Source organism: Nonomuraea sp. NPDC050451 (assembly GCF_044458585.1).
The window spans coordinates 21,070-34,406 of the sequence record NZ_JBITHZ010000053.1; the positions used below are offsets into that span (position 1 = coordinate 21,070).

A 13,337-nucleotide genomic window follows, 5' to 3' on the forward strand; every position below is an offset into this window, starting at 1 on the left:
GGGCGGAGGGAAATGGTCAGCTCTTCTTCCCGCCCCAGGCCTCCGGGAACCCGGGCAGGTCCTCACAACCGCACAGCGCGTAGTGCAGCGGCGGCATGTTCGGCTTCAGGTAGGTCGACAGGTTCTCCGAGGTGACCTTCGGCTGCGGCAGGTTCCACATCTTGGGCACCTCCTCGCCCTTGAGGATCTTCAGCGCGGCGATGACCGGCGTGCGCCACTGGTAGGTCGGGTACGTGGGCGCGACAGCGGTGAGGCCCGCATCCTTCCACTTCTGCAGGAAGTCCTGCTGGTCCTCACCGTTGATCGGCGGCACCGGCAGGCCCGCGTCCTCGAACGCCTCGATCGCCGCCACCGCCGTGGCTCCCGCGTCCATCCAGACACCATCGATCTTGCCGTACCGCTGGAGGTAGTCACTGACGATGCTCTTGGTCTTGGCGGCGTCGCCGTCGGTGAACTCCACCCCCACGACCTGGACCTTGCTCTTGTCGAACACCACCTTGGCCGCCGACCAGCGGGTCTCCAGCACGTCCACACCGGGCAGGATGCGCAGCGCCAGCACCTTCCCGCCCGCCGGCACCTTCTCGACCAGGAACTCGGCGGCGTCGGCGCCGAAGGCGTAGCCGCCGATCGGCTTGATGAACGTCACCGGGCAGTCCGTCTGCACACCCCGGTCGAACACGATGACGGGCACCTTCCCGCAGGCGGCCGTCACGGCGGGGGTGAGCGTGGCCGTCGTGTTCGGCGAGACGATCAGCGCGTCGCACCCCTTGGCCTGCAGCTCGGCGATGTCGGAGATCTGCTTGTCGTCCTTGCCCTCGGCATCCAGCGCGGTGAACTTGGAGATTTCCTTGTGCAGGCCGGCCTCTGCCTGCATCGTCTTCCACCCGACCTGCCGCCAGGGGTTGTTGACCGCCGCGTTGGAGAAGCACAGGTGGTACGGCCCGTCCTTCTTGTACTTGGCCGTGTCCGTCATCTTCGGGGCGATGGCCTGCTCCCACGGCTTGTCGGAGGGACCCTCCGGGGTCTGGGTGCGCATGGCCAGCTGGGCGTCGAAGTCCGCCTGCACGAAGAACTTCGACTGCGCGCCCGTGCCCGAACCCTGAGCGCTCGTGGCGGGCGCCACGGACCGGGTGGTGGACGCCGGCTTGTCGGTGGTGCAGCCGGCGAGGGCGAGCGCGGCGAACGCGGCGACTGCGGCCTTATGACGCGGCATGTGCGTCTCCTCTTCGGGGGGTGAACTTCCGGGGAAGTCGGATGGCTCCCGCCGCGACCGCGGCGATGATGATGAGGCCCTGCACGGTGAACTCCAGCGCTCCCGAGATTCCGTACAGGTTGAGCAGCGTGAACAGGGCCTCCAGCGTGAAGGCCCCGGCCATGGCGGCGAGCACGGAACCGCGGCCGCCGCCGAGCGCCACGCCGCCGAGGACGACCGCGGTGATGGCCGAGAACTCCAGTCCCTGGCCCGCCTGGGCCGAGACGCCGGCGAATCCGCCGAGCAGGATCGCCGCGACCGCGGCGGCCAGGCCGGAGAGCATGAAGGCGAAGGTCTTGGCCCGGTGGACCCGGACCCCGGACAGGGCCGCGGCGCGTTCGTTGTCCCCGGTGGCGATGAGGGTCTTGCCGAAGTCCGCGCGCATGAGCCAGATCGCCGCCGAGCCCACGGCGATGAGGATCAGCACCGACCACGGCACCGGTCCGAGGCTTGCGCGGCCGAAGGCCCGGAACCCCTCCGACAACGCGCCGCGCGGCGCGCCGCCGGTCCACAGGAAGACCGCTCCGGACAGGATGAGCAGCATGCCGAGCGTCACGATGAACGACGGCACCCGCAATGTGGTGGTGACCACGCCGTTGACCAGTCCGACGAGCAACCCGATGACGATCAGCAGGGCGATGACCGGCCAGGTCGCCATTTCCTCGCCGTCGACGAGCCGCGCGGCGATCACCACTTCGGCCGTCACGAGCGAGCCGACCGACAGGTCGAACTCGCCGGAGACGATGACGAAATACTGTCCCGCGGCCAGGATCACCAGCGGCGCGGCCCGCTTGAGGAACGCCAGGAACCCGGCGGGCTCCAGGAAGAAGGGGTTGGCGACCGCGATCGCGGCCAGCAGCACCAGGAGCACCGCGAGGATGGGAAGTGTCCTTTTCACGTCGACCGTCCCTTGATGCGCCGGGCGTAGACGGCCACCGCGATGACGATGACCACGCCGCGGACCACGTCCTTGACGAAGGAGTTGACCTCGAGCTGGTTGAAGATGGTGTCCAGGACGGCCAGCAGCAGGACCCCGCCCACGGTTCCGGCGACGCCGCCCTTGCCGCCGGCCAGCGCGGTCCCACCGAGGACGACCGCGGCGATGGACTCCAGGTCGTAGCCGCCGTCGGTGCCGACCGTGGGCGCACCGGCGCCGAGCCGGCCGGCCAGCAGCAGGCCCGCGACGCCGGCGCAGGCGGAGCAGAGCACGTGCGTGAGCACGACGACCCTACCGGTGCGGATCCCGGACAGGCGGGCGACCTCCTCGTTCCCGCCGACCGCGTAGATCCGGTAGCCCAGCCGGGTCCTGCTCAGCAGGAACCAGGCCACGACGGCCACGCCCGCCCAGAGCAGGGCGGAGATGGGGATCGGCCCGAGGCGGGAGTATCCGAGGAGCTGGAACGACTCGGGCACCTTGCCCGCCGGGCCGTCGTACAGGTGGTCGACGATGCCCTTGATGATGAGGGCGACGCCGAGCGTGGCGATGAAGGCGTGGACCTGGAGTCTGGTGATGACCAGCCCATTGATCAGCCCCACCAGCGCGCTGACGGCCAGCACCGCGGCGACCGCCGGCAGGATGTTGCCGTCCTGGCCCGCCATGATCTCCGCCGCGATCAGCGAGGTCAGGCTGATCAGGTACGCCACGGACAGGTCGAGCGAGCCGGCCAGGATCGCCAGCGTCTGCCCGATCGCCACGATGCCGAGGGCCGCCGAACGCTGCTGGATCCCGACGACGCTCTCCATGGTCAGGAACTGGCCGCCGTCGAGTGCGACGAGGACCCAGCCGACTGCGATCAGGCCGAACAGTGCGAGGAACACCACGTGCGTGGGCTCACGTAACCGGGCCGCCAGGCCGCCTCGTGCCTCGCTGCCGAGGGCGGGACGGCGACTGCGTGACAGAGTGTCCATTCAGGCCACCTCTCCCGCGGCCAGGCGCATGACGGCCTCCTCCGAGGGGCCGGCCGGCAGCGTGCCCGCGATGCGGCCGTCTCGCAGGACGACGACGCGGTCGCTCATGCCGATGAGCTCGGGCAGCTCGGAAGAGATCATCATGATGGCCATGCCGTCGTTCGCGAGTTCGCGCATCAGGTCGTGGATGGCGGCCTTGGCGCCGACGTCGACGCCCCGGGTCGGTTCGTCGAACAGCAGCACCCGTGGCGCCATGGTCATCCATTTGGCGAGCACGACCTTCTGCTGGTTGCCTCCGGACAGGTAGCGGACCTCCTGTTCCTGCCGTGGAGGCACGAGCCGGACCCGTTCGAGCAGGTCGCGGACGCCGTTGCGGCCTTTACCACCCACTGCGCGGGCGACGAGCAGGGCGTTGTCGCGCACGGACTGGCGCAGCGCGAGCCCTTCGGCCTTGCGATCCTCGGTCACCAGCCCGATGCCCATGGCCACGCCTTCCCGGACCGAGCGCGGGCGGGACGGGGTCATCTCGCCGCCGGTGAACGGCTCCGCGCCGAAGATCGCTTTGGCCAGTTCCGACCGACCGGACCCCTGCAGGCCCGCGATGCCGACGATCTCCCCGGCACGCAGTTCCAGATCGATGTCGCGGAGCTTGTGGTTGCCCGCTCCGCGCAGGCTGAGCCGGACCTCTCCAGCGCCGGTCGAGCGGGGCGGGAAGTACGTGCCAAGATCTCTGCCGACCATCAGGCGGATCAGCTCATCCGAGGACACCTCGCCGATCGGGAGCGTGGTGACGCGCGAGCCGTCCTTGAGTACCGTGACCCGGTCGGCGAGGTCGAACACCTCGCGCAGGCGGTGGGAGATGTACACGACGGCGACGCCGCGTTCCCGCAGCCGCCCGATCAGCCGGTGGAGCAGCTCGACCTCGTGCTCGGCGAGCGCCGCGCTGGGCTCGTCCATGACGACGAGCCGGGCGTTCACCGACAACGCCTTGACGATCTCGACGATCTGCTGCTGGGCCACCGACAGGCGCTTGACGGCGTCGCGGGGGCCGAAGAGGTCCTCGCCGAGCTCGTCGAGGAGCCGCGCTGTCGCCTGCTCCATGGCGGCCCGGTCGACCAGGCCCCGCCTGACGGGCTCGCGCCCGAGGAAGACGTTCTCGGCGACGGTGCGCTCGGGCAGCAGGTTGAACTCCTGGTAGATGATCGCGATGCCGGAGCGCTGCGCCTCGATCGGGTGGCCGAAGCGGACGGGCCGGCCGTCGATCTCGATCGTGCCCTCGTCCGGCGCATGCACTCCGCAAATGATCTTCATCAGGGTGGATTTGCCTGCGCCGTTCTCGCCGACGACGGCGTGGACCTCGCCGGCCGTCACGTCCAGGTCCACTGCGGACAGCGCCCGCACGCCCAGGAAGCTCTTGCCGATGCCGCGCATGCTCAGCATCCCGCCCACCTCCCCGTCTCCCACGCCATGAGGGTGAGCCTGGGGCCGTCGGCAAGGTTCGGGCTTATGTCCCTCATGCTGCGGGATGCTAAGCGGGCTTATATCGATGGTCAAGCAAAAGTTGTCACCGGCGCGACATAATTGCGCGGAGATCGCGGTAGACGCCGGACGCTCCTGCGCGAGGGGACGGTGCTCGAGGAGCCCGAGGCGGTGGACCAGGCGGTGACGGCCACAAGCGGCGGATGATAAGACGACTATTAGCCTACTTATAGTTGACCATCGGCAAAAATAGCTCTTACCATCACGGAGACTTACATACCGGATGCCTTCCGCATGCGGGGGTAGTCCCGACACGATGGAGCTTTCATGGGCAAGCTCGGTGTGTGGCTTATCGGGGCACGAGGATCCGTGGCGACCACTGCCATCGTGGGCGCCTCGGCCATCAGGGCGGGGGCCGCGACCCCGCAAGGATGCGTGAGCGAGTCCCCCGGCTTTCCCGGGCACCTGGTTCCGCTGACCGACCTGGCCTTCGGCGGCCATGACATCACCGAGACCTCCTTGCGCAAGCGCGCCGAGCAGCTGGCCAGAGCAGGGGTCATATCCCCGGACCTCCCGGAGCTGCTCGCGTCCGATCTGGACGCCGCCGACGCCGAGATCCGGCCGGGCCACGTCCCCGGCGACGGCGGCCGGGCCGAGACCCGGCTGATCGACGACATCGCCGGCTTCCGGGCCCGGCACGGGTTGGCCCGGGTGGTCGTCGTCAACGTGTCGTCGACCGAGCCCCCGGTGGATTCGCGCCCGGAGTTCGAGAGGCTGGCCGATCTCGAGGAGCGGCTCGCCGCGGAGGACGACGTGCTGCCGCCGAGTTCGCTGTACGCCTATGCGGCGTTCCACGCCGGGTGCGGCTATGTGGAGTTCACGCCCTCCACCGGGCCGGCCCTGCCCGCCCTGGCGGAACTGGCCGCCCGGCGGCGCGTGCCGTACGCGGGACGCGACGGCAAGACCGGCGAGACCCTGGTCAAAAGCGCTCTGGCGCCCATGTTCGCCGACCGGGCACTGCGGGTCCGCACCTGGTCCGGGCTCAACCTGCTCGGCGGCGGCGACGGGGCGGCACTCGCCGATCCGGCCGCCAGGTCCAGCAAGCAGCTCTCCAAGGACCAGGTCGTCGCGAAGGTCCTGGGAGGACCCGTCGAGGGTGAGACGCACATCGACTACGTCCCGGATCTCGGAGAGTGGAAGACCGCCTGGGACCACGTGAGCTTCGAAGGCTTTCTCGGCGTGCGGATGACGCTGCAGTTCACCTGGCAGGGCTGCGATTCGGCGCTGGCCGCTCCGCTCGTCCTGGACCTGGCCCGGCTGGTCGCCCGTGCGCACGAGAAGGGGCGGTACGGCGTCCTGCCCGAGCTCGCCTACTTCTTCAAGAGCCCCCTGGGGACGGACGAGCACGCGCTGGCCGTCCAGTACGCCCGGCTGCGCGCCTTCGCCGAGGAACTGTCATGAGGGCGCTGCTCGAACTGGTCCGCGCACCGGCCGCACTGTCGGTGCCGGGGGACACCATGGCGGGGGCCGCCGCCGCGGGACGGCGTCCGGCGCCCGGCCTGGCCCTGGCGTCGGTGCTCATGTACTGGTCGGGGATGGCACTCAACGACTGGGCCGACCGTGAGGCGGACGCCGTCGAACGTTCTGAGCGTCCGATCCCGTCAGGCCGGGTCCGCCCCGGCACCGCGCTCGGGCTCGCGGCCGCCCTGACCGGCGCGGGTCTGGCCACCGCCGCCCTCGCCGGGGGCCGTCGCGGTCTCGCCGTAGCCGGCCTGCTGGCCGGCGCGGTGTGGGCCTACGACCTGGGCCTCAAACGGACGGCGGCGGGACCGGCGTCGATGGCGGCCTGTCGCGTCCTCGACGTGCTTCTCGGCGCGGGTGAGCAGGCCAGGGCCGCCGTGCCGGCGGCGCTGGCGATAGGCGCGCACACCTACGGGATCAGCGTCCTGGGCCGGGCCGAGGTCGCGGGGGCGGCACGCGGGACCGCCGAGCGCGCGCTCGTGGCGAGCATCGCGGCGGCCGGGCTCGCGGCCGCCTCCTGCGTGCGCGACCGAGCCGCCGCCCGGGCCGGAGCGGGCGTCCTCATCGCCGGCTATCTCGCCTTCACCCTCCCGGTCCAGGCCGGGTTGCGGGCCCGTCCCGACCCCGAGAACGTACGGCAGGCCGTCCGCCTCAGCATCCTCGGCCTGATACCGCTCCAGGCGGCGGCGGTCGCCGGTGGCGGGCGGTTCGCGACGGCGGGCGCGCTGCTGTGTTCGCTGCCCCTGGGAAGGTGGCTCTCGTCCCGGCTGGCGACATCGTGAAGTGGGCCTACTGCACCAACGGCTTCGCCGACCACCGGCTTCCCGAGGCGCTTGCGATCCTGGCCGACCTCGGGTACGCCGGTGCGGCGATCACACTCGACCACGGTCATCTCGACCCCTACTCCCCCGGCCTGGCCGCGGAGGTGTCGCGGATCGCCGGGCTCCTCGAACGCCACGGCCTCCAGGCCGTGGTCGAGACGGGCGGGCGTTACACCCTCGATCCCCTGCGCAAACACCATCCGACCCTCATCAGTGACGACGCCGAGCGCAGAGTGGAGTTCCTGACCACCGCGATGCGGGTCGCCGCCGATCTGGGCGCTCCCGTGGTGCACCTGTGGAGCGGCGTCCGGCCCGACGGCATGCCGGAGGCGGAGGCGTACACGCGGCTGGCCCGCCAGTGCGCACGGCTGCTCGACGAGGCCGACGAGGTTGGCGTCACGCTGGGCTTCGAACCCGAACCCGGGATGCTCGTCGCCGGCCTGGACGGCTTCGAGCGGCTGCGCGCGATGCTCGGCGCCCATGCCCGGTTCGGTCTCACCCTCGACATCGGGCACTGCCACTGCGTGGAGCCGGAAGACCTGGGCACCTGCGTCCGCCGGGCGCTGCCGTACACCGTGCACGTGCAGATCGAGGACATGCGCCGGGGAGTCCACGAGCACCTGGAATTCGGCGAGGGTGAGATCGACTTCGTGCCGGTGCTCGCCGCCCTGCACGGCTACTCGGGTCTGGTGGCCGTGGAGCTGGCCCGGCACAGCCACGCGGCCCCGCAGGTCGCCCGCCGCTCGATCGACTTCTTGAGGAGGGCACATGAAGGAGCCGGCGCAGGAGTGGCTGGCACAGGCCGTCCGGCAGGTCGAGGCTGACCCGTACGCGATCCACCGGCTCTTCCCGCAGGCCGAACGGCGGGGCGGCGCCGGCGCCCGGCCCGCGCTGCTCGGCGCGCTGCACGGCGACCACGCGATGATCTGCGGCCTGTACGAGGCCGGCGACAGCGGCGAGCGGCTGGCGATCCTGACCGTCCTGCATGAGCTCGATTCGGAAGGCACGGCGGTCGGGCTGGTGGAGGACGCGCTGCGCACCAATGACGCGCGGCTGGTCGCCGCGGCCCTCGGCCCGTACGGCTCGGCGTGGCTGGACGACCACTCCTTCCGTCAAGGGGTGCTCAAGTGCGTCTTCATGTCGATCCCGCTGGCGGCGGTCGCCGAGCTGGACCGCCGCTTCGACGCCGAACTGGCCCGGATGCTGTCGGACTACGCGGCGGAGCTGCGGGCGGCCGGCCGGCCCGTCCCGAGCGACGTCCTGGAGAGGATCTGAATGCGCATCTTCGACCCCCACATCCACATGACCTCCCGGACCACCGACGACTACCAGCGCATGCACGCCGCGGGGGTCCGGGCCGTCGTCGAACCCGCCTTCTGGCTGGGGCAGCCCCGTACCAACGTGGGCAGCTTCCTGGACTACTTCGACGCGCTGCTCGGCTGGGAGCCGTACCGCGCCGCGCAGTACGGCATCCACCACCACTGCGCGCTCGCGCTCAACCCGAAGGAGGCGAACGATCCGCGGTGCGCGGGGGTGCTGGCCGAGTTGCCGCGATACCTGCTGAAGGACTCCGTCGTCGCGGTCGGCGAGGTCGGCTACGACTCGATGACGGTGGAGGAAGAACGGGCCTTCGAGGCCCAGCTCGCCCTCGCGCAGGAGAATGATCTTCCGGTACTCGTGCACACTCCGCATCGGGACAAGGCCGCGGGCACCCGCCGGACCCTCCACGTGGTACGGGACGCCGGGATACCCCCCGAGCGGGTGCTCATCGACCACCTCAACGAGATGACCATCGGCATGGTCGCGGACTCGGGCTGCTGGATGGGGTTCTCGATCTACCCCGACACCAAGATGGACCCGGACCGGATGGTGGCCCTGCTCGAGGAGTACGGCACGGACAGGATGCTGGTGAACTCGGCCGCCGACTGGGGGCGGAGCGACCCGCTCAAGACGCGCGAGGTAGCCGATGTCATGCTCGCGGCCGGCTTCGGCGAGGACGACGTGGACCAGGTGCTGTGGCGTAATCCGGTCGCCTTCTACGGGCAGAGCGGGCGCCTCGATCTCGAGACCGGCTCGCAAGCCGGCCCCGACCACGCCGGCAACACGATCAGGCGGGGGTGACCATGCGGCTGCGCCATCCGGACGGCTCGACGGTGCACCTGTCCTACTGCACCAACGTCCACGCCGCCGAGGATCTCCCCGGCATCCACGGTCAGCTGTCCGGCGTCGCCGCGCGGGTCAGGCGCCTGCTCGGCGTCGAACGGCTCGGGCTCGGGCTGTGGCTGTCCCATCACGCCGCAGCGGACCTCCTCGCCCGGCCCGGGGAGCTCGCCGGGCTGCGCGAGCGGCTGACCGCGCTCGGGCTGGAGGTCGTGACCCTCAACGGGTTCCCCTACCGCGGTTTCCACGACGAGATCGTGAAGTACCGCGTCTACACCCCTGACTGGGCCGACGCGGAGCGGCTGAGCTACACGCTCGGGCTCGCCGAGATCCTCGCCGCACTGCTTCCGGACGGCGTCACCGAGGGCACGATCTCGACCCTCCCCCTCGCCTGGCGGACCGGGTGGACGAAAGAGAAAGCGGCGGCTGTCATGGCCAATCTCGACGCGGTCGCACAGGGCCTGCGCGCGCTGACCGGCCGTACCGGCAGGGTGATCCGGCTGGGCTTCGAGCCGGAGCCCGGTTGCATCGTCGAGACGACGTCTCAGGCGACCGCCCTGCTGAGCGACCTGGATCACGACCACCTCGGCCTCTGCCTGGACGCCTGCCACATGGCCGTGGGTTTCGAGGAGCCCGAGGCGGGCGCCCGCACCGGGCTGCCCATCGTGAAGCTCCAGGCGTCGTGCGCCCTGGTGGCCCCGCCGGGGGCACAACGGGCGCTGGCCGCGTTCGACGAGGCCCGCTTCCTTCACCAGACGCGCTCCGCCACCGGATACACCGACGACCTGGGCGAGGCCCTGGCCGGCGGCCTGCCCGCGGACGAGAGCTGGCGCGTGCACTTCCACGTCCCGCTGCACGATGCGCCGCCCCCTCCGCTCGCCACCAGCGCCCCCTACCTGCGTGACCTGCTGAACGTGCTCCTCGGCGGAGAACGGCCGCTGACCAGGCACGTCGAGGTGGAGACCTACACGTGGAACGTGCTTCCCCGCGCGCCGGCCGACGTCGCGGAAGGCATCGCCGCCGAGCTCGACTGGATGCGGGGGCAGCTCACCGCCCTCGGGCTGAAGGAGACGTGATGGCACCGCTGATCGTGATCAATGTCGTCGGGCTCACCCCGCGCCTGCTCGCGCACATGCCGAACGTCGCGAAGACGGGCGCGGCGGCCGCGCTGCGGCCCGTGCTCCCGGCCGTCACCTGCTCGATGCAGGCCACCCTGCTGACCGGTTCGATGCCCCGCGACCACGGCATCGTCGGCAACGGATGGTACTTCCGGGACCTCGGCGAGGTGCTGCTGTGGCGCCAGCACAACGCGCTCATCCAGGGCGACCAGCTGTGGACCGCCGCATCCGGCCTGCGCACCGCCAACGTCTGCTGGTGGTACGCGATGGGTGCGCCGACCGACCTGCTCGTCACCCCGCGCCCCGTCTACCACGCCGACGGCCGCAAGTCGCCCGACTGCTACACCCGCCCGCCCTCACTCCACGACGACCTCGAAGCCGCCCTGGGCCCGTTCCCCCTGTTCACCTACTGGGGCCCCAACGCGGGGATCGCCTCCTCCGCATGGATCATCGCCGCGGCCCGCCGCATCCTGGCCCGCGAAAGGCCGGATCTGCTGCTGGTCTACGTACCCCACCTCGACTACGACCTCCAGCGGTACGGCCCGGCCGGCCCCGAGGCCATCGCAGCGGCCCGCGCCGTCGACGCCGCTCTGGCTCCGCTCCTCGCCGAGGACGCCCAGGTGGTCGTGCTCTCGGAATACGGCATCACCCCGGTGTCCCGTCCGGTGGACGTCAACCGGGCGCTGCGCACCGCGGGTCTCCTGGAGGTCCACACCCAGGCCGGGATGGAGTACCTCGACCCGTGGACGTCCCGGGCCTTCGCCGTCGCCGACCACCAGGTGGCCCACGTTTACGTGCGCGACCCCGCCGACCTCGACCGCGCCCGAGCCGTCATCGCCGAGTTGCCTGGCGTGGACGAGGTGCTCGACCAGGCGGGGAAGGCGAAGTACGGGCTCGACCACGAACGCGCCGGCGAGCTCGTCGCCGTTGCGGAGCCGGACGCCTGGTTCACCTACTACTACTGGCTCTCCGACGACCGGGCCCCGGATTTCGCCAGGCTCGTGGACATCCACCGCAAACCCGGCTACGACCCCGCCGAGCTGTTCATGGACCCGAGTGATCCGTTCGTCAAGCTCCGTGCGGCGGCGGCGCTGGCCAGGAAGAAGCTGGGCTTCCGCTACACGATGCGGGTGGTGCCGCTCGACCCGGCGCCGGTGCGGGGCAGTCACGGCCGGCTGCCCGATCTCCCCGACGAGGGCCCGCTGATCATCGGCCCCTTCGACCGTGACTCCTACGAGGCAACCGAGGTCAAGGCGCTCCTGGCCGGCCTGGCCCGGCGAAGCCGCTGAGCGCGCGCCCTCGCCGGGATGTGGACGGGTAGGCCTCAGACGCGGGTCCAGCGCTGGTTGGTTCCTCCGGTGCAGGTCCAGATGCGCGCCTTGGTGCCGTTGGCGGTGCCGCCGACGTCCAGGCACTTGTTCGCCCCCACCGCCGTGATCGTGCCGTCGGCGTTGAGGCGCCACTTCTGGTTGCCCTGTCCGTTGCAGTCCCAGATGATCACGCTGGTGCCGTCCGCCGTCCCGGCCCCGCTCACGTCCAGGCACTTGCCGCCGTAGACCCGCAGCTCACCGGAATCGGTGGAGGTCCACTTCTGGTTGGGCTGCCCGTTGCAGTCCCAGATCTGCGCCTGCGCGCCGTTGGCCTGCGAGGCTCCGCTGACGTCCAGGCACCGCCCGGACCCCGCACCCCGCAGCGCGCTCGTGCCGCCCGGTGTGCTGGTCGTCTCCTTGATGCGGATGTTGCGGAATGACACCACGTCGCCGGGCCCGTGGTTCTGGATGCCGAGGTAGCCCTGCTGGAGCGAGCGGACCGGATCGGTGTTGGTGAAATCATTGATTTTGGCGCCGTTCAGGAACACCTGCAGCCGCTCACCCTCCACCAGCAGCTCATAGGTGTTCCACTGACCTGGCGGGTTCAGCGCCGCGTCGCGGGCGGCGATGTCGGCGGTCTTGAACCCGTAGATCGCCCCGGTGGTCTTGTCCGGGGTGTCGGTCGCGTCGATCTGCACCTCATATCCGGTGTTGAGCGCCGCGTCCGGGTCGCCGGTGGCCGGGAAACCGACGATGACGCCGGAGTTGGAGTCGCCGGTCATCTTCCAGTCGATCTTGACGGAGTAGGAGCGCAGCTCCTTGGCGTTGTACCACAGCATGCCCATGCCGCCTTGGGAGGTCAGCGTGGCGTCGCTGTTGGCGAACGATCCCGGCCCGGCCTGCGACCAGCCCGTCGTCGAGCCGTTGTACAACGTCGTGTACCCGGTCTCCGGGCGGCAGTCGGCGTTGGTGGCCTTGGCCGTGTACCGGATTCCGCCGAGCAGCAGCGTGCGGAAGTTCGGATCGGCGTACGACTCCTTGGTGTGCCCCAGGCCGGTGTAGAAGGCGCGGCCGGAGGACTGGGGGTGGCACCAGGTGATCGGGTGATCGCCCATGCCGCCGCCGCTGTAGCTGCCCTCGTCCAGGCTCTGCAGCACCCGGACGTTCGGCCGGGGGTTGGTGCGGTAGTTGTACCACTCGTCGGTGCGTGACCAGGTCGTCCCCAGGTGACCGGTCGCGGCGTGCGCCCGGTCCTCGTTCCGTACGGTGGCCTGCTGGATCGCCGGGTGGTTGTTGAACCAGGCCCCCATCAGCTGCCCGTAGTACGGCCAGCTGTACTCGGTGTCCGCGGCCGAATGCACCCCGACGTAGCCGCCCCCGCCGTCCACGTACGTCTGGAAGGCGGCCTGCTGGTTGTCGTTCAGCACGTCACCGGTGGTGCTGAGGAACACCACCGCCTTGTACTGGGCCAGGTTGGCCGTGCTGAAGGCGTTCGAGTCCTCGGTGGCGTCGACGGCGAAGTCGTTGGCGGCCCCCAGGTCGCGGATGGCCTGGATCCCGTTGGGGATCGAGTCGTGCCGGAACCCGGCCGTCTTGGAGAACACCAGCACCTTGAAGGCGGCGGCCTGGGCGGGGATGGCGGGGATCACCGTCGCGGCGACGGTGATCGCCGCCACCGTCACTGAGAGGCGCCGCAGCACGGATGTCTTTCGGTCGCTCCCCGCGATGCGCCCGAGCGCGGCGGGGGTGAGATGTCGCAGCATGGGTG

General features: G+C 70.6%; 12 protein-coding genes. 7 read left to right on the top strand and 5 right to left on the bottom strand.

The annotated features are described in order from the left end of the window. Positions 1-16: 16 nt before the first annotated feature. From ACIBI9_RS62165 to ACIBI9_RS62180, 4 genes are read right to left on the bottom strand one after another with little or no spacing between them, the layout of a single operon-like run. Entirely contained in the window at positions 17-1,213 is a 1,197-nt protein-coding gene (locus ACIBI9_RS62165; protein WP_397237600.1) for an ABC transporter substrate-binding protein, read from the bottom strand. Continuing rightward, the gene (locus ACIBI9_RS62170; RefSeq protein WP_397237602.1) at positions 1,200-2,150 is read right to left on the bottom strand and encodes an ABC transporter permease; all 951 of its coding nucleotides are present in this window, start codon (positions 2,148-2,150) and stop codon (positions 1,200-1,202) included. Before ACIBI9_RS62170 ends, ACIBI9_RS62165 begins: the two co-directional genes overlap by 14 nt. Next, positions 2,147-3,160 carry an ABC transporter permease gene (locus ACIBI9_RS62175; protein WP_397237604.1) on the bottom strand — a complete coding sequence of 338 codons (1,014 nt, stop codon included), beginning with the start codon at positions 3,158-3,160 and terminating at the stop codon, positions 2,147-2,149. The genes ACIBI9_RS62170 and ACIBI9_RS62175 overlap by 4 nt, the downstream gene beginning before the upstream one ends. Next, the gene (locus tag ACIBI9_RS62180) at positions 3,161-4,600 is read right to left on the bottom strand and encodes a sugar ABC transporter ATP-binding protein (RefSeq protein ID WP_397237666.1); all 1,440 of its coding nucleotides are present in this window, start codon (positions 4,598-4,600) and stop codon (positions 3,161-3,163) included. A gap of 366 nt (positions 4,601-4,966) precedes the next feature. Here ACIBI9_RS62180 and ACIBI9_RS62185 point away from each other — a divergent pair, with 366 nt between their 5' ends. Genes ACIBI9_RS62185 through ACIBI9_RS62215 form a run of 7 tightly spaced genes read left to right on the top strand, consistent with a single transcriptional unit; the run spans position 4,967 to position 11,548 of the window. Continuing rightward, positions 4,967-6,100: an inositol-3-phosphate synthase gene (locus ACIBI9_RS62185; protein ID WP_397237606.1), complete on the top strand. Its 1,134-nt coding sequence runs from the start codon at positions 4,967-4,969 to the stop codon at positions 6,098-6,100. After that, entirely contained in the window at positions 6,097-6,942 is an 846-nt protein-coding gene (locus ACIBI9_RS62190) for an SCO3242 family prenyltransferase (RefSeq protein ID WP_397237608.1), read from the top strand. Before ACIBI9_RS62185 ends, ACIBI9_RS62190 begins: the two co-directional genes overlap by 4 nt. Next, complete coding sequence (locus ACIBI9_RS62195) at positions 6,912-7,805, top strand: sugar phosphate isomerase/epimerase family protein (RefSeq protein WP_397237610.1); 894 nt, start codon at positions 6,912-6,914, stop codon at positions 7,803-7,805. Before ACIBI9_RS62190 ends, ACIBI9_RS62195 begins: the two co-directional genes overlap by 31 nt. Then, positions 7,750-8,256, top strand: coding sequence for an EboA domain-containing protein (locus ACIBI9_RS62200; protein WP_397237612.1), 507 nt, complete (start codon positions 7,750-7,752; stop codon positions 8,254-8,256). Before ACIBI9_RS62195 ends, ACIBI9_RS62200 begins: the two co-directional genes overlap by 56 nt. Beyond that, the gene (locus ACIBI9_RS62205; RefSeq protein WP_397237614.1) at positions 8,257-9,102 is read left to right on the top strand and encodes a TatD family hydrolase; all 846 of its coding nucleotides are present in this window, start codon (positions 8,257-8,259) and stop codon (positions 9,100-9,102) included. 2 nt (positions 9,103-9,104) lie between these two features. Then, entirely contained in the window at positions 9,105-10,217 is a 1,113-nt protein-coding gene (eboE, locus tag ACIBI9_RS62210; protein ID WP_397237668.1) for a metabolite traffic protein EboE, read from the top strand. Continuing rightward, complete coding sequence (locus tag ACIBI9_RS62215) at positions 10,217-11,548, top strand: alkaline phosphatase family protein (protein ID WP_397237616.1); 1,332 nt, start codon at positions 10,217-10,219, stop codon at positions 11,546-11,548. Before eboE ends, ACIBI9_RS62215 begins: the two co-directional genes overlap by 1 nt. 35 nt (positions 11,549-11,583) lie before the next feature. Here ACIBI9_RS62215 and ACIBI9_RS62220 read toward each other — a convergent pair whose 3' ends face one another. After that, on the bottom strand, positions 11,584-13,332 hold the full coding sequence (locus ACIBI9_RS62220; RefSeq protein WP_397237618.1) for a ThuA domain-containing protein: 1,749 nt from the start codon (positions 13,330-13,332) through the stop codon (positions 11,584-11,586). Positions 13,333-13,337 lie beyond the last annotated feature (5 nt).